The organism is Archangium minus (assembly GCF_044360475.1).
GTDB classification, from domain to species: domain Bacteria; phylum Myxococcota; class Myxococcia; order Myxococcales; family Myxococcaceae; genus Archangium; species Archangium minus.
On record NZ_CP043494.1, the window covers coordinates 8,415,514 to 8,431,088 of the forward strand.

At 66.2% G+C, this 15,575-nt stretch carries 11 protein-coding genes and 1 pseudogene; 6 read left to right on the forward strand and 6 right to left on the reverse strand.

Features of this window, described 5'->3' with window-relative positions; translation table 11 throughout:
- Positions 1–47 precede the first annotated feature (47 nt).
- From F0U60_RS34140 to gcvT, 4 genes are all read right to left on the reverse strand, one after another.
- On the reverse strand, positions 48–3,158 hold the full coding sequence (locus tag F0U60_RS34140) for a tetratricopeptide repeat protein (RefSeq protein ID WP_395806240.1): 3,111 nt from the start codon (positions 3,156–3,158) through the stop codon (positions 48–50).
- A 93-nt stretch (positions 3,159–3,251) separates the two neighbouring features.
- Positions 3,252–6,149, reverse strand: coding sequence for an aminomethyl-transferring glycine dehydrogenase (gene gcvP, locus F0U60_RS34145; RefSeq protein WP_395806241.1), 2,898 nt, complete (start codon positions 6,147–6,149; stop codon positions 3,252–3,254).
- A 78-nt stretch (positions 6,150–6,227) separates the two neighbouring features.
- Positions 6,228–6,617, reverse strand: a complete 390-nt coding sequence (gene gcvH / locus F0U60_RS34150) for a glycine cleavage system protein GcvH (protein WP_395806242.1) — start codon at positions 6,615–6,617, stop codon at positions 6,228–6,230.
- Between the two features lie 46 nt (positions 6,618–6,663).
- Positions 6,664–7,749 carry a glycine cleavage system aminomethyltransferase GcvT gene (gcvT, locus tag F0U60_RS34155; protein WP_395806243.1) on the reverse strand — a complete coding sequence of 362 codons (1,086 nt, stop codon included), beginning with the start codon at positions 7,747–7,749 and terminating at the stop codon, positions 6,664–6,666.
- 107 nt (positions 7,750–7,856) lie between these two features.
- Here gcvT and metF point away from each other — a divergent pair, with 107 nt between their 5' ends.
- The 3 genes from metF to F0U60_RS34170 all read left to right on the forward strand — a co-directional run bounded on the left by metF (position 7,857) and on the right by F0U60_RS34170 (position 10,203).
- Positions 7,857–8,729 carry a methylenetetrahydrofolate reductase [NAD(P)H] gene (metF, locus tag F0U60_RS34160; protein ID WP_395806244.1) on the forward strand — a complete coding sequence of 291 codons (873 nt, stop codon included), beginning with the start codon at positions 7,857–7,859 and terminating at the stop codon, positions 8,727–8,729.
- Positions 8,726–9,139, forward strand: coding sequence for a hypothetical protein (locus F0U60_RS34165; protein ID WP_395806245.1), 414 nt, complete (start codon positions 8,726–8,728; stop codon positions 9,137–9,139). Before metF ends, F0U60_RS34165 begins: the two co-directional genes overlap by 4 nt.
- Before the next feature lie 170 nt (positions 9,140–9,309).
- The gene (locus F0U60_RS34170) at positions 9,310–10,203 is read left to right on the forward strand and encodes an alpha/beta fold hydrolase (RefSeq protein WP_395806246.1); all 894 of its coding nucleotides are present in this window, start codon (positions 9,310–9,312) and stop codon (positions 10,201–10,203) included.
- 146 nt (positions 10,204–10,349) lie between these two features.
- Here the strand turns inward: F0U60_RS34170 and F0U60_RS34175 are convergent.
- Positions 10,350–10,598 (reverse strand): annotated as a pseudogene (locus tag F0U60_RS34175) (ADP-ribosylglycohydrolase family protein); the annotation flags it as partial.
- A gap of 189 nt (positions 10,599–10,787) precedes the next feature.
- On the opposite strand from F0U60_RS34175, the gene F0U60_RS34180 reads away from it, so the two are divergent.
- Positions 10,788–12,251, forward strand: a complete 1,464-nt coding sequence (locus tag F0U60_RS34180) for a VWA domain-containing protein (protein ID WP_395806247.1) — start codon at positions 10,788–10,790, stop codon at positions 12,249–12,251.
- 39 nt (positions 12,252–12,290) lie between these two features.
- Here the strand turns inward: F0U60_RS34180 and folD are convergent, their stop codons facing one another.
- Positions 12,291–13,136: a bifunctional methylenetetrahydrofolate dehydrogenase/methenyltetrahydrofolate cyclohydrolase FolD gene (gene folD / locus F0U60_RS34185; protein WP_395806248.1), complete on the reverse strand. Its 846-nt coding sequence runs from the start codon at positions 13,134–13,136 to the stop codon at positions 12,291–12,293.
- Between the two features lie 52 nt (positions 13,137–13,188).
- Here folD and F0U60_RS34190 point away from each other — a divergent pair, with 52 nt between their 5' ends.
- The gene (locus F0U60_RS34190) at positions 13,189–13,965 is read left to right on the forward strand and encodes a TerB family tellurite resistance protein (protein WP_395806249.1); all 777 of its coding nucleotides are present in this window, start codon (positions 13,189–13,191) and stop codon (positions 13,963–13,965) included.
- A gap of 65 nt (positions 13,966–14,030) precedes the next feature.
- Positions 14,031–15,572: an ATP-binding protein gene (locus tag F0U60_RS34195; protein WP_395806250.1), complete on the forward strand. Its 1,542-nt coding sequence runs from the start codon at positions 14,031–14,033 to the stop codon at positions 15,570–15,572.
- The last annotated feature ends 3 nt before the right edge of the window (positions 15,573–15,575 follow it).

Here is a 15,575-nt window from a genome sequence, read left to right on the forward strand (position 1 = left end):
GTCCCCTTCAGCCCCAGGTGCTTAGTGACTGGCACCTGGGGCCTCACTCAAGGAGATGGACGCGGCTCGGAAGGCGGGCCCAGTCCCTGAAGGGGCGTATCCTGGCCAATGGCGATGAACGGTGCCCAGTAGTAAGGATGCGGTTGCTTCTGGCGCAGTACCCTCATCGCCGAGCGTAGCGCCTCGGCGCGGCCCTGACCTGCCAGCAGGTTGCGGTAGTAGTTCTCCATGAGCTGACCCGTTACCGGGTCATCGACCTTCCACAGGCTCGTCACCAGCGTCTGCGCCCCCGCCACTACCAGTGCGCGGCGCAGGCCATAGACACCCTGGCCGAGCTCGACTTCACCTCGCCCGGTTTCACAGGCCGAGAGCACCACCAACTGTGTGCCCCACAGGTCCAAGCCGGCCAGCTCCAGTGCTGTCACCAGCGAGTCCTCGCAACGGTATGCGCCGGACCCTGAGCCCGATGCGTGGGCACCCGCGAGCACCAGCCCCGAGCGCAAGAGCGGGTCGGCTGGGAGCTGCGATGGATCCGGTTCACAGACTTCACCAAAGTTGACCACCGCGCGTGTGGCCGCTGGGGCCTCGGCACGCCCCATGAAAAAGCCGTGGGTCGCGATGTGCAATACCCCCGGCGTGGTCAGCTTCAGCAATGCATCCTTGGTGGCGGCGCGGCCCATCAACATCTGGGCGTGCGGCAGCATGCGGTGGATGGCCTCGGCCTCTCGGCGCGTACCGGGCAAGGGGCTCCACGGGGAGCCGACACGATTCGCGCGCAGGGTGGAGAAAAGGCGCTCGAGGGAAGCTGAACGCTCGGCCGGCTCGGGCGCGGTCCCCGCGGATAAGAGACTCGTGGCGGGAGCCGAGTCAAAGTCGGGGTCGGCCAGGACGACGACCGAGCGTGCCGGAGTGATGCCTTCATGGTGAGGAAACAACTCCTTGCCCGAGGTGAGATAGGTGATGTCGAAGCCATCAATCAGGAATTGACGGCCGTCGTGAAGCGCGTCGAAGGGAACCAGAGCCAACTGACCGTCGGGCGAGAGGAAGATCCGCCGTGCCTTGCCAAGCAACGGCACCAGAGGACGGAAGACGAGTGCATGGAGCGCCCGAGCGGAGGACTGATAGTGGACGTAGTTGCCCGCGAGCGCGTCATGCAGCCGCAGGGCGGCCCGGTCGATGGTCGCGGCGGGACCAAGCGCTACGGCGTGCGTGCGGCCATCTGCGAAGAGCAGGAGCGCGAGGTAGCACAGCTCGCCCTGTCGCCGTGAGGGGGGAGCGCCTGGTTCGAAGACGAGGGGCTTGTCCTGGTATGCGACGAACTCGATGAGTACTCCGTCCGAGGGGAGGGTCGCGACCACACGCGCGACGAGCTGCTCGGGAAGTGGCAGCGAGAAGAGAGCGCGCAAAGGGGCCGAGCGCCGGGCAAGGTCGGCCTCGAGAGCGTCGCTCTGGTCGGTGAGTTTCTTGATATTTCGCTGATGGTCATCGGGCTTGAGCGTTCCGGGGCCGGCCAACGACAATTCGGCGATCCGGGTGCGCAACGCCCGCAGACGTTCGAAGGTTTCACGATCCGCCTGGCCAAGACCGCGGTAGACGATACGAGACGTTTCAGCGACTTCCTCGACAGAGCGACCCTTCCGGAGGAGTGCGGCGGAAAGCGCGAGCTGCCGGACGCGGGCATTGTCCGGGTGCGCGCGGGCGAGCGCGTAGAGGCGATCCTCGTCAGAGCGAAGAAGGCGCAGAACATTTGTCAGACGCGCCTCAGAGAAGCCGTACTCTTCCTGGCGTAGATGCGCCTCGGAGATGGAGAAAGCGCGCTCGAGGAGTGGCAGGGCCTCGGCAAGGTGATCCTGGGCAAGTCGGAGAGCCGCGAGATCGTAGAGCACCTGGGCGACCCGAGGATGCTCCCTACCAAGGGCTACTTCTTGGATCGTGAGTGCACGCTCGTACAACTGTTCAGCTTTCGCATGGGCCCCCTTTTCTTTGTAAAGAGTGGCGAGTTCATGGTGCAGCTCAGCAACGTCGGGATGAGCACTACCGAGAGCCGCCTGTTTAATCGTGAGTGCTCGCTCATACAGCGGCTCGGCACGTGCGTAATCCCCCTGCACACTGTAAAGAGTGGCGAGGTTGTGGAGCGAAATTGCCACATCGGTATGGTGGCCACCGAGAGTTGCTTCCTGAATCGCGAGCGCACGTAGAAGAAGCGGTTCGGCCTCTTTGAATTGCCTCTGCTCCATGAGGAGAACTGCGAGGCTGTGGAGTGAGCTGGCCACTTTGGGATGAGTCTTGCCGAGAACTGCTTCCCGAATCGCGAACGCGCGTTCGTACCACGCTCTGGCTCGCGCATAAGCCCCCTGCCTCAAACTGAGGTCGGCAAGATTCGTGAGTGAATCAGCGACGTCGGGATGATTCTCACCAAAGGCCGCTTCCCGAATCTCGAGTGCTCGCTGATAGAGTGGTTCGGCTTGCGTGTAGTGCCCCTGAATTTCGTAGAGAGAGGCAAGGGTGATGAGAGCGTCAGGATCCGAGGAATACCTCTTGCCGGGTTCCATTTCCCGAATCGCGAGTGCGCGTCGCAGAGGCGGCTCGGCTCGCGTGTAGTGCCCCTGTTGCACATAGACAGCGGCGAGGTTGAGGAGCACATCGGCCAGGCGGGGATGATTCTCGCCGAGAGTTGCTTCATGAATCGCGAGTGCGCGCTGCAGAAGCGGCTCGGCTTGCTCGTAGCGTCCCTGGTCGAAGTAGAGGCTCGCGAGGTTGTTGAGTGATGAGGCAACGTCAGGATGGTCCTCGCCAAGCGTCGCCTCGTAGATCGCAAGGGCGCGCTGGTGAAGCTTCTCTGCGCGCACGAGGTCTTGATGCCCTGCATCCTCAAGAAGACCCAGCAGACTGAGGCATTTGGCCACCTCGGGATGTGCTCCTCCAAGCACGGCCTCTCGTAATTCCAGTGCTCGCCTGGCAGATGGCTCTGCTTCGGCATACCGCCCCGCGTCCAAGAGTCGCTTTCCTTCGTCAAATGCTTGCTGCGCCTCCTCCAGCCGTGGGTCTGTTGGAGCGTTCTTCACCGTTGCACATGCCACGCAGCCCAGAACGAGGAGGGCCGTGGCGAGGGCGTGCCAGTTCTGGCGCGGACGAGTCATGCGGAAGTCTTGGCTCATAGGGCTCTGATTCAGAACAGGGGCGCACAAACACAAAGGGCCCCGGGTTCCGAGAACCCGAGGCCCTTGTCTGAATGCGATGATACCGGGGCGCTACGCCGCCTTCGACGGCTCCGGCGACATGTAGTCCTCGATCGGCGGGCACGAGCACACCAGCTTGCGATCGCCCAGCACGTTGTTCAGCCGGCCCACCGCCGGCCAGAACTTGTGATCCACCACCCACGCCGCCGGGAAGGCAGCCTTCTCGCGCGAGTACGGACGGTTCCACTCCGGCGCGGTGATCACCCGAGCCGTGTGCGGCGCGTTCTTCAGGACGTTGTTGTCCTTGGGCGCCTTGCCCTCCTCGATCTCGCGGATCTCCTCACGGATGGAGATCAGCGCGTCACACAGACGATCCAGCTCCGCCTTGGACTCGCTCTCCGTCGGCTCGATCATCAGCGTGCCCGCCACGGGGAACGACACCGTCGGCGCGTGGAAGCCGTAGTCCATCAACCGCTTGGCCACGTCCTCCACCTCGATGCCCGACGTCTTCTTCAGCTGGCGCAGGTCCACGATGCACTCGTGCGCCACCCTGCCCCGCTTTCCGCGGTAGAGCACCGGGTAGTGCGGCTGCAGCCGCTCGGCGATGTAGTTGGCGTTGAGGATGGCCGTCTTCGTGGCCCGGGTCAGCCCCTCCCCGCCCATCATCGCGATGTACATCCACGAGATGACCAGGATGCTGGCGCTGCCCCACGGCGCCGCGGAGATCGCGCCGATGCCCTCGTTGCCACCGGTGGTGATCACCGGGTGACCCGGCAGGAACTTCGTCAGGTGGCTCGCCACGCAGATGGGACCCATGCCCGGGCCGCCACCGCCGTGCGGGATGCAGAACGTCTTGTGCAGGTTGATGTGGCAGACGTCCGCGCCGATCTCCGCCGGCTTCGTCAGCCCCACCTGGGCGTTGAGGTTCGCCCCGTCCATGTACACCTGGCCGCCCCGCTCGTGGACGATGGTGCAGATCTCCTTGATCTCCTCCTCGAACACGCCGTGCGTGGACGGGTAGGTCACCATCAAGCAGGCCAGGTTCGCCTTGTGCTCGTCGGCCTTGGCGCGCAGGTCGGGCACGTCGATGTTGCCGTTCTCGTCGCACTTGACGACGACGACCTTGTAGCCCGCCATCACCGCCGAGGCCGGGTTGGTGCCGTGCGCCGACGACGGAATGAGGCACACGTCGCGGTGACCCTGGCCGCGGTGCTGCTGGTACGCGCGGATGACGAGCAGGCCCGCCAGCTCACCCTGGCTGCCCGCGTTGGGCTGCAGCGACACGCCCGCGAAGCCCGTCACGCTCGCCAGCATCTGCTCGAGCTGCTCGAAGAGCACGCGGTAGCCCGCGGCCTGCGAGCTCGGCGCGAAGGGGTGCAGCTTGCCGAACTGCGGCCACGTCACGGGGATCATCTCCGCGGTGGCGTTGAGCTTCATGGTGCACGACCCGAGCGGAATCATCGAGTGCGTGAGCGACAGATCACGCGACTCGAGGCGGCGGATGTACCGCAGCATCTCCGTCTCGGAGTGGTAGCTGTTGAAGACCTGGTGCGTGAGGAACGGGGTGGTGCGCCGCAGGCCCTCGGGCAGGGTGCTCTGGAGCTCCTTGCCCAGCTCGTCCAGCGTGAAGCCCAGGGGCTTGCCGCCGGCGAACACGGAGAGGATGGCCTCCACGTCGGACGGACGCGTGGCCTCGTCGAGGCTCAGGCCGATGGCCCGCTCGTCGATGCGGCGGAAGTTCATCCCCTTGGCCTCGGCGGCCGAGAGGATTCCCCGGATGTGCGGCGGCGGAGCCTCGACCCGGAGCGTGTCGAACACGTTCTCGTAGTTGGCGCCGTAGCCCAGCTTCGTCAGGCCGCGCGCCAGCAGCACCGTAAGCCCGTGCACGCGCTCGGCGATGGACTTCAGGCCGCGGGGCCCGTGGTACACCGCGTACATGCCGGCCATGATGGCCAGCAGCACCTGCGCGGTGCAGATGTTGCTCGTGGCCTTCTCGCGGCGGATGTGCTGCTCGCGCGTCTGCAGCGCCATGCGCAGGGCACGGCCGCCCTGGGCGTCCTCGGACACACCGATGATGCGGCCCGGCATCACGCGCGTGTAGGCGTTCTTCGTGGCGAAGAAGGCCGCGTGCGGACCGCCGTAGCCCATGGGCACGCCGAAGCGCTGGGCGCTGCCCACCGCCACGTCCGCGCCGAACTCACCCGGCGGGGTGAGCATCGTCAGCGCGAGCAAGTCCGTGGCCACGATGAAGAGGCCACCGGCCGCGTGCACCTTCTCGCCGAAGGCGCGGTAGTCGTGCACCACGCCATCGGTGGCCGGGTATTGCACCAGCGCGCCGAAGTACTTCTTGGCGCTCAGGTCCACCGTGCGGTGGTCGCCCACCACCACCTCCACGCCCAGCGGCAGGGCGCGGGTGCGCACCACGTCGAGCGTCTGCGGGTGGCAGGTGTCCGAGACGAAGAAGGCGCCTCCGCTGCCCTCACCCTGGGTGTGCAGCGCCAGGGCCATGGCCTCGGCGGCCGCGGTGCCCTCGTCGAGCAGGGAGGCGTTGGCCACCTCCATGCCCGTGAGGTCCATCACCATGGTCTGGTAGTTGAGCAGCGCCTCCAGACGACCCTGGGCGATCTCCGCCTGGTAAGGCGTGTACTGGGTGTACCAGCCCGGGTTCTGCAGGATGTTGCGAAGGATGACGTTCGGGGTCTGGGTGTCGTAGTAGCCCATCCCGATGAAGGACCGGAACAGCTGGTTCTTCGCCGCGATGGTCTCCAGCACCGCGAGCGCGTCGTGCTCCGACCAGGCCGCCGCCATCTTCAGCGGCTCCTTCGAGCGGATGGCAGCGGGGACCGTCTGGTCAATGAGCTCGTCGACCGAGCCCACGCCCAGGGTCTTCAGCATCCCCTGCAGTTCCTTCTCATCCGGCCCGATGTGCCGGTCAGCGAACGACTCCTGGTATTTCCAATTCAAGGACATAGTTCGAGCACTCGCAGTGCGGGTAAAACGAATGACGGTAGTTAACAGCGCGACCGTCCTCGTTTAGGCCCGGACACGTCAGGAGTTCTTCAGCAGGTTCTCGTACGCGCTGGCGTCCATGAGCCCGTCCAGCTGCTTGCTGTCCGAGGGCTCGATCTCAATGATCCACCCCGCGCCATAGGGGTCCGTGTTGATCGTCTGGGGATTGTCGGAGAGGGCCTCGTTCACCTTCACCACCTTGCCGGAGAGCGGGGAGTAGAGCTCCGACACGGCCTTGGTGGACTCGATGACGCCGAACTGCCCGCCGGCGGTGACAGTGGAACCCACCTTGGGCAGCTCCACGAACACCACGTCACCGAGCGCCTCCTGGGCGTGGGAGGTGACGCCCACGACCACGCGGTTGCCCTCCACGCGGGCCCACTCGTGCTCCTTCGTGTACTTCAGATTGCTGGGGTTGCTGCCGGCCATGTCCGTACTCCTCGGAAAAGGGGATGCTCAGGGGCTTTCGAATGCGTCAGGACTTCTTCCAGAAGGGGGTCTTCACCACCACGGCGGACACCGGGCGCCCGCGGATCTCCACGTCGAAGGTCGAGCCCTCGGCGGCCAGCTCGGCGGGCACGTAGCCAATGCCGATGGGCTTCTTCACCGACGGGCCCATGGTGCCGCTGGTCACCTCGCCCACCCGCTGCCCGTCCTTGAGGATGGGGTAGCCATGGCGGGGGATGCCCGCGCCGGTCAGCTCGAAGCCCACCAGCTTGCGCTTCACGCCCTCGGCCTTCTGCTTCGCCAGCACGTCGCGGCCGATGAAGCCGCCCGCCTTGTCCAGCTTGCAGATCCACCCCAGCCCCGCCTCGAGCGCGGTGTGCTGGTCGTCAATGTCGTTGCCGTAGAGGGCGTACTTCATCTCCGTGCGCAGGCTGTCGCGCGCACCCAGGCCGCAGGGCTTCACCCCGTCCTGCTGGCCCTCCTTCAGCAGCGCCTCCCACAGCTTCTCCGCCTCACCGGGCGCGCAGTACAGCTCGAAGCCGTCCTCGCCCGTGTAGCCGGTGCGCGAGATGATGCACTGCACGCCTGCGACCTGGCCCTCGGTGAAGCGGTAGGTGCCCACCTTCGACACGTCCACCGAGGTGAGCCGCTGCACCAGGCCCACGGCCTTGGGGCCCTGCACGGCGATCTGCGCGAAGTCGTCGCTGCGATCCACCGGCTTCACGCCCTCGGCGCGCGACTGCATCCAGGCGAAGTCCTTGTCCTTGTTGGACGCGTTGACGACGATGAGGATCCGCTCGGGAGAGAAGCGATAGGCCACCACGTCGTCCACGAAGCCGCCCTGCTCATTGAGCAGCCCGGCATAGAGGGCCTGCCCGTCCGCGCACTTCGAGAGATCGTTGGTGATCAGCTTATTGGCGGTCTCGAGCGCTCCCGGACCGGTGAACTCGATCTCCCCCATGTGCGATACGTCGAACAGGCCGACGGCGTTGCGCACGGCCTCGTGCTCGGCGATGACGGAGCTGTACTGCACCGGCATATCCCAACCGACGAAATCCACCATTCGGCCGCCGAGCCTGCGGTGGGCCTCGTTAAGGGGCGTACGCCGGGCCATGTTCATCTCTCCTGTAGGGGGTTGAAAAACGCGCGGACTATAACCGCGCACCTCCCCCAATCAAGGTTCTCGGGAAGTCGCCTGGGACGTTCTAGACTGCTCGCGTCATGAAGATTCGTAATCGATTGAATCCGTCTAATCCGTGCTTCTCCTTTGAGTTCTTCCCACCCAAGACTCCGGAGGGGACCGCCAACCTGCTGAAGACGCTGGAGGACCTGGCGCCCTTGGAGCCGGGCTTCGTGTCGGTCACCTATGGGGCGGGAGGAAGTACGAGGGATAAGACGCTGGAGCTGGTGGCCCGCATCAAGCGAGAGACGGGCATCGAGGCCATGGCCCACATCACCTGCGTGGGCCATACGCGCGACGAGCTGCGCGAGCTGCTGAGTCGGCTCGCAGACGCGAAGCTCGAGAACGTGCTGGCGCTGCGCGGGGATCCGCCCCAGGGGCAGACGAGCTATGAGCCCGTGGAGGGAGGGTTCCGTTACGCCTCCGAGCTGGTGCGCTTCATCCGGGAGGAGGACTTCAACTTCTGCGTGGGCGGGGCGTGCTACCCGGAAGGCCACGTGGAGACGGCGTCGCGCGATGAGGACCTGCGCCGCTTGAAGGAGAAGGTGGACGCGGGCCTGGACTTCGTCATCACCCAGCTCTTCTTCGACAACGCCTTCTACTTCGACTTCGTGGAGCGGGCGCGCCGCATCGGCATCAACGTCCCCATTGTCCCGGGCATCATGCCCATCACCAACTTCGAGCAGGTCCAGCGCTTCACCCGCCTGTGCGGCGCCACGGTGCCCATGCGGCTGGGGCTCCAGATGGAGCGGGTGAAGGACCAGCCCGAGGCCGTGGTGCAGCTGGGGGTGGCGCACGCCACCGTGCAGTGCATGGAGCTGCTGTCGCGCGGCGTCCCGGGCATCCACTTCTACACGCTCAACAAGTCCCCGGCGACGCGGATGATCGTGAGCGCGCTGAGGGCTCGGTCGTGAGCGGACCTGGACTCAATGTCCCGAGGAATGACCCGCGCTGGCCCGCGTTGAGACGGCTGCGCCCGCCGGCCTTCATGCTGCTCAACATCGCCCTCATCAACATCGCCTACGCCCTGGCCATGGCCGCCGTGCTGGCGGGCTACCTGCCTGCGCCACCGGAGTTCGTCGCCTCGCTCCGCGGGCAGACAGACTGGGAGGCGCCGTTGAAGGTGGTCGGAGCGATCGCCACCGGAGTGCTGACGCTCTACGGCGCGTGGAGCGCGTTCAACCTGCGCAAATGGGCGCTCGTGGTGGTGGGCACGGCCACTGCCGTCATCACACCGACCCCCGTCTGCTTCGTGGGCTTTCCCTTCGCCGTGTGGATGCTGTGGGTGCTCAGCATGCCCGAAGTGCGGCAACACTTCACTTGAGCGCCCAAACACCGGACTTGTTTCACGGGAAAACAAGTGAGGGCCGAGGGGAGATCCGCTCCCCTTGGAATCCCGGAATGGAGGCAAGATAGACCCACCCAGAGCGCACTTTCACTCTCTGGCTTACGGTCCTATTCTCGCCGCGTTCCTTCAAGCACGAGGGGTGGTCCTTGCAGCACCACTACGCAGACATCAATGGAATCCGCATGCACTACGTGACGCATGGTGCAGGCGAGCCCATCATCTTCCTCCATGGCTTCCCCGAGTACTGGGGCGCCTGGAAGAAGGAGCTCAACGATCTGGGGAAGGACCACTTCGTCATTGCCCCGGATCTGCGCGGCTACAACCTGACCTCGAGGCCCCAGAAGGTCGAGGACTACCACATCAAGCACCTCGTGGAGGACGTGCGCTCGTTGATGGTGCACCTGGGGCTGAAGAAGTCCTCCATCGTCTGCCAGGACTGGGGCGCGCTGTTGGGCTGGAGCTTCCTGCTGCGTCATCCGGACCTGGTGACCCGGTTCGTCACCATCAACATCACGCACCCGGCCCTGTTCGACCGAGAACTGCGCGAGAACCCCCGCCAGCAGCTCGCGGCCCAGTACATGCTGGTCTTCGCCTCACCGCAGGCCGAGCCGCAGCTCATGGGCGATGACTTCGCCTGGGCGAAGCAGGCCGTCATCAACGATGCCCGGGCCCACGGCGCCATCCTGTCTGAGGATGACGTTGCTGAGTGGGTCGCCTCCTGGAGGCAGCCGGGCGCCATCACCGCCGGACTCAACTACTACCGCGCGGCGAAGATGGGTCCCCCCGACGGTGAGGGGCACCCGGGCGGCAGCAATCTGCTGGAAGGCCTCAAGCCCGAGCAGTACGTCGTGCACACGCCCGTGCTCTTCATCCATGGCGAGCAGGACACGTACCTGCTGGCGGACGGGCAACGGGGTTTGAAGGAGCTGGTGCCCAACCTCACCATCCGGCGCATCCCCGATGCGACGCACTGGGTCGCCCTGGAGAAGCCGAGGGAGGTCAGCCAGTTCGTCCGCGAGTTCCTGCGTGGCCAGGGCTGAACACCTCGCCTCCCCTTGTGCCGAGCTGGACTCACCTCACACGCGAGTCCGGCCAGCTCACGAAGTTCCGGCTCGCGCAGGAGCTGCTTCAACATCGGCTCCACCAGGTCCCGGCCGCGCAGCGCGTTCCTCCAGCGCTCCGGGATGGCCTGGATGCCGTCCCACAGCCCCGCGATGCCGCCTGCCACCGCCGCCGTCGTGTCCGTGTCGTGCCCGAGCGCAACCGCGGCCTTCACCACGCGCTCGTAGGACCCCACCGCGACGCAATCGCGCGCCGAGCGCAGGCAGTCCACCACGTACCCGCTCCCCCGCCCCGCATCCGGCGAGTCCGGCCGCACCGCTCCAATGAGCAGCCCGTAGAGGCCTCCCTCGATTCGTTCCTGGCGTGTCGGCATGCGTGGTCCCTCCCCTCCCTGACGGTAGCAGCCCTTCGTGGGCGACCCGGCATGACACGGTTGTCAGGGGAGCCTCAGTCCTCCAAGTGCAGGGGGACGTCTTCTCAAGGGCTTGGGAGGTGAAACTCGCGGTTCTGTCCTCGGAACATGTCTTGCTTCAACCCAACCCCCATTCCTCCGGAGGACGACATGACACGCAGGTTCCTGGTCACGTGGCTGGCTGCGCTGATGTTGGCGGGCTGTGGTGGTCCCATCATCAGCGATCCCGTGGGCGGACCCGGGGGAGGAGCTCCTCCGATGGGCGGCGATCCCTCGGGAGACGTGGGAGCAACGCCAGGAGGTGCACAGGACATGGGGCTGGCGCGGCGGAAGATCGCCGAGGGCATCGTGCCGGCTCCAGAGGACTTCGTCGCCGAGGGGCTCTACTCGGAGCACGACCTTCCCCTGGACGGCCCCCCCTGTGAGCAGACGCTGTGCCTGCGCACGGCGACGGGCATCGCGACGGCCCTCGACACGGGCCGCCAGGAGGTGTTCGTGCAGGTGGGACTCTCCTCCAACGTGAACCCCGCCACCTTCCGCCGCAAGCCGCTCGATGCGGCGCTGGTCATCGATCACTCCGGCTCCATGCATGGGGAGCCCATCGAGGCGGTGAAGGAAGCGGCGCGCAGGCTGGTGGCGAAGTTGGACGAGAACGACACCTTCTCCCTGATCATCTTCGATGACTCCGCCCAGACCCTGGTGACGCAGTCCCCCGTGAAAGATCGCGAGGCGCTGCTGCGCGCCATCGACACCATCTACGACGCCGGTGGTACCTGCATCGAATGCGGATTGAGGATGGGTTTTCAGCAGCTCGCCAAGGCGCAGACGGACGCCGGGCGGGCCCGCCGCCTGTTCCTCTTCACGGATGCGATGCCCAACGTGGGCATGACGGGCGAAGGCGAGTTCATGACGCTGATTCGCTCCAACTCCAGCGAGGGCCGGGACACGACCGTCTTTGGCGTGAACATCGCGTTCTCGCAGAGCCTCGTCACGGCCATCTCCGCTGTGCGCGGGGCGAACTCCTTCTACCTGAGCAATCCCGAGCGGACGCGGACGATCTTCGACGAGGACTTCGACTACCTGGTGACCCCCATTGCGTATGACTTGAAGATGGCGCTCACCCCGGCCGAGGGCTTCAAGGTGGAGGCGGTGTATGGCCTGCCGGGCGTGGCGCCAGGGGCGAGCCAGGCGGAGATGAATGTGTCCACGGTGTTCCTCTCCCGGCGGCGCGGAGCCATCCTCGCACGCCTCTCCCGGAGCTCCGACGTCGCCCCCGCCCAGTCCGTGATGACGGGAGACCTGTCCTTCCAGGCCACGGAAGGAGGCACTTCCCGCACGACCCTGACAGCCAGCTACGAGGGCAGCGAGCCGCTCTCTGGGACGGAGTCGTGGTACTCGCAGCGCTCGGTGCGGAAGACGGTGGCCTTGACGAACTTCATCCTGGGCGCTCGCTCCGCGTGCGAGCAGTGGAAGAAGGGAGAGAGAGCGGCGGCCCGCGCGCAGGCGGACCGGACGGCGGCCCTGCTCCAAGCGGAAGCGGACAGGCTGGACGACGCACCGCTGCGTACCGAGGCGGAGCTCGCGTTCAAGCTGGCCGCGCTGATGGTTCCCTGAGCCGGGTGACACTTCTGGCCGCCCAGAGCGGGTCCTGGCTCAGCGGCTGGCCTTTGCCGCCTCGAGCGTGTTGCACATGAGCATGGCGATGGTCATCGGGCCCACCCCGCCTGGCACCGGCGTGATGAACGAGGCCCGCTCCTTCGCTGCCGCGAACTCCACGTCCCCCTTCAGCTTTCCGTCCGGCATCCGGTTCATGCCGACATCGATCACCACCGCCCCGGGCTTGATCCACTCACCCTGAATGAGCTCGGGAACGCCTGCGGCTACCACCAGGATGTCCGCGGTCGCCACCTCGGCGGCCAGGTTGCTCTTGCGGTGGCACACCGTCACCGTTGCGTCCGCCGCCAGCAGCATCAGCGCCATCGGCCTGCCCACGATGTTGCTGCGCCCCACCACCACCGCCTTCTTCCCCGACGGGTCGCAGCCCACCTCGTCCAGCAGCCGCATCACCCCGAGCGGCGTGCACGGCCTCATCCCCGGCCTGCCCTGCGACAGCCTGCCCGCGTTCACTGGGTGAAAGCCGTCCACATCCTTCTCCGGCTTCACCGCCGAGATGATCCGCTCCGAGTCAATGTGCTTCGGCAGCGGCAGCTGCACCAGGATGCCGTGCACCTCGGGATCCGCGTTCAGCTTGTCCACCAGCGACAGCAGCTCCGCCTGGGTGATGTGCTCGTCCGGGTGCATTTCCCAGGAGTTGAAGCCCACCTCCTCCGCGGCTTTCTTCTTCCCCGTGACGTAAATCTTCGACGCGGGATCCTCTCCCACACGGACCACCGCCAGCCCAGGCACCAGGCCTCGCTCGGCCTTCAGCTTCTCCACCTCCCCCTTCACCTCTGCCCGCACCCGCGCCGCCACCGCTTTTCCGTCAATCAACTGGGCCATAGCGGGGCGAACTCTATGCGAAACTCCCTTTTGGCAAGGGAGTGATGCACGCGTGGCACCTGGAAAAGTCCTCGGAGCGATGCTTGGACTCGCCATTGGTCTACTGATTGGCGGACCCCTGGCCATTGTCCTGCTCGTCATCGCCGGTCTCCTCGTCGGCCACCAGGTAGACGAGCTCCATGTCCTCCCCTCCGACACGGCCGGCCAGGGCGAGCCCGTCACCCGCTCCGCCCTGGAGCTCGCCGCCCAGGACCACTTCGCACGCCACCTGTGCGCCCTCTTCATCGAGGTGGCCCGCGCCGACGGGGACGTGGTGCGTGACGAGGTCCGCGTGGTGCGCGAGTACTTCGCGGATCAGCTCAAGTACGGCCCCGAGGCGCTCGGGCTGGTGCGCCGCTACCTCAAGGAGCACCTCGCCCGCCCCCCGTCTCTCGAGGACTCCGCCGCCGCCTGTCGCGACGAGCTCCCCACCTCCGAGCGACTGCTGCTGCTCGATGCCCTCTATGGCCTCGCGCTCGTCGACGGCCGCCTCCAGCGCGCGGAGCAAGACACCCTGCGCCGCGTGGCCCAGGGGCTTGGACTCTCTGAGGAGGATCTCCGCTCCGTCACCGCGCGCCACTTCGGGGATGGCGAGGTCCACTACGCCCGGCTCGGGCTCACCGCGGAGGCCAGCGACGCAGACGTGAAGCGCGCCTATCGGCAGCTCGCCGCGGCACACCACCCGGATCGCGTTGCCCACCTCGGGCAGGGAGCAGTCGAACAGGCGTCCCGCCGCTTCCAGGAGATTCGAGAGTCCTACGAGGAGATTCGCCGCCTGCGTGGCTTGTGAGCCACCCAACGGCGAAAAAGAACTTCACGGCTTGTGGACATGTTGTGGAGAGGGAGAATCCAGGTGTGGAGAAGCGAGATAGGAGCTTCGACGAACAGCGGTTCAGCGCCATCTTCCATCAGCCGCTCGTGGGCGTCGCCCACACGGATCTGAGCGGACGGTTCTTGCTGGTGAACCCGCGCTACTGCGAGATCGTCGGCAGGACCCGGGAGGAACTGCTGAACCTGCGCATGCAGGACCTCACCCATCCGGATGACATCGAGACGAACCTCGAGCTGTTCCAACGGATCACCCAGGGGGGTCCTGCGTTCATCATCGAGAAGCGCTACCTGCGGCCCGATGGCTCCACCGTCTGGGTGAACAACTCCGTGTCGGCGCTCATGGACGCGGAGGGCAAACCCCACCTCCTCATGGCCATCTCGCAGGACATCTCCGAGCGAAAGCGCGCCGAGTTCCAGCTGCGCTTCCTCTCGGATGCGAGTCGAATCCTCTCCGAGTGGCCCGAGGACGCGATGCAGGCCCTCCAGCGCATTGCGCGGCTGGCCTCCGCCTCCGTGGCGACGCTGTGCCTGGCGGAGCTCGTGCAGCAAGACGGAAGCCTGTGCCGTGTGGCGGCCGCCCACCGAGATCCCTCCCAGGAGCCCCTCCTCCATCCGTTGAGGAAGTACGCCTCCACCTCGGACTCCCCGTTCTACCCGGTGCTTCAGACCGGAGAGGCCCGGTTGGACACGCACCTCGATCACTCGGGCATGGCCGTGCCGCTGAAGGCGCGAGGCCGGGTGTTGGGCATCCTCTTCTTCGGCACGAGCGAGCCAGGCCGGAACTACACCTCGGACGATCTGGCCATGGCTCAGGAGCTCGCGCATCGGACGGTGGCTACGCTGGAGAACGCCCGGCTCTTTCGAGAGGCCCAAGAGGCGATCCAGCTGCGCGACGAGTTTCTCTCGATCGCCTCACACGAGCTGCGCACGCCCCTGGTTTCCATCTCGCTGCAACTCGAGCTCGTCCACCGGTTGTTGAGCCCAGAGTCACGCCGGCAGGTCGAGACCCGGTTTTCTGTTGTCCGGCGCCAGCTGGGTCGACTCTCCTCGCTCGTGAACGACCTGCTCGAGGTCAGCCACATCTCCGCCGGGAAACTGGAGCTGGAGCTGGCGGACGTGGACCTCGTCCAACTGGCGCGCGAGGTGCTCGATCGGATGCATGTCGTCATCCAACAGAGCGGGTGTGAGGTCTCCCTGCATGCGCCCTCCGAACCCCTCCGGGGACAATGGGACGCGGCGCGACTGGAGCAGGTGCTCATCAACCTGCTCGGCAACGCGACTCGGTACGGGCAGGGCCGGCCCATCCGCGTGAGCATCCGCGCCGACAATGACCGGGTCTGGCTGAGCGTCCGCGACGAGGGGATCGGCATCGCGCCGCAGGATCTCGCGCGCATCTTCGGCCGCTTCGAGCGTGCCGTCTCGCGGCGCCACTACGGGGGACTGGGGCTCGGGCTCTACATCACCCGGCAGATCGTCGAGGCACTTGGAGGACAAGTGCGGGTAGAGAGCGAGCTGGGGCGAGGCTCTCTGTTCGAAGTGTTCCTGCCCCGCACCGCGCTACGCTGAGAC

Bases quoted from the DNA above. Each gene is read 5' to 3' on its own strand.
- gcvP (WP_395806241.1), bottom strand. From the start codon at position 6,149: ATGTCCTTGAATTGGAAATACCAGGAGTCGTTCGCTGACCGGCACATC.
- metF (WP_395806244.1), top strand. From the start codon at position 7,857: ATGAAGATTCGTAATCGATTGAATCCGTCTAATCCGTGCTTCTCCTTT.
- F0U60_RS34140 (WP_395806240.1), bottom strand. From the start codon at position 3,158: ATGAGCCAAGACTTCCGCATGACTCGTCCGCGCCAGAACTGGCACGCC.
- gcvT (WP_395806243.1), bottom strand. From the start codon at position 7,749: ATGGCCCGGCGTACGCCCCTTAACGAGGCCCACCGCAGGCTCGGCGGC.
- folD (WP_395806248.1), bottom strand. From the start codon at position 13,136: ATGGCCCAGTTGATTGACGGAAAAGCGGTGGCGGCGCGGGTGCGGGCA.
- gcvH (WP_395806242.1), bottom strand. From the start codon at position 6,617: ATGGCCGGCAGCAACCCCAGCAATCTGAAGTACACGAAGGAGCACGAG.
- F0U60_RS34180 (WP_395806247.1), top strand. From the start codon at position 10,788: ATGACACGCAGGTTCCTGGTCACGTGGCTGGCTGCGCTGATGTTGGCG.